Annotated in this window: 1 protein-coding gene; it reads right to left on the reverse strand. The window is 58.4% G+C overall.

What is annotated here, in order from left to right; genetic code table 11:
• A partial coding sequence (locus tag ACTHUR_RS16385; RefSeq protein WP_440399733.1) for a DUF3418 domain-containing protein occupies window positions 1-577 on the reverse strand: 577 nt, incomplete at both ends.

Raw genomic sequence — 577 nt, forward strand, 5'->3', positions numbered from 1 at the left:
GGCTTCTTTGACGGCGGGCAGGCGGCTGCGGGCGCGTTTGATTTGTTCTTTGAAGGCTTTTTCGTTGCGCGGCAGTTCGTCTTCGCCGATAAAGGCGCGGTCGCAGACGGCTTGGGTGAGGTCGTCGCGCAGGGTGTCGGCGTTGATGTGTTTGAGCAGCATGGCGGCTTGGGTGAAGCCCTGGATGCCTTTGTTCAGGTCTTTAACTTGTTCTTTTAGTTGTAGTTTCATGAGTTCGATCACGCCTAATCGGTGGGCTTGTTCGGCGGCGGCGGACGTGTCGAATAGGCGCAGGGCGATGCGGCCGTCTTTTTCTTTTTGCAGGCCGAGGTAGCCGGTGAGCTGCTGTTTGCCGCGGGCGAATTTGATGGATTCGGGCAGGGTGCCGATGTCCCATGTGGTCACGTTGTCGCGCTCGAATTCTTGGGTGTTGTCGCGGAAGGTGGTGGCGGCGGCTTTGCCAAGTTGTTGTTGCAATTCGTGCAGTTTGCGGCCGCCGGCAAGCTCTTGTCCGCCGTCGTCGATAATGCGCAGATTCAGATAGCAGTGTTCGGGCAATTCTTGCGCCGCCCATGCG

This window comes from Neisseria sp. P0021.S007 (assembly GCF_051956855.1).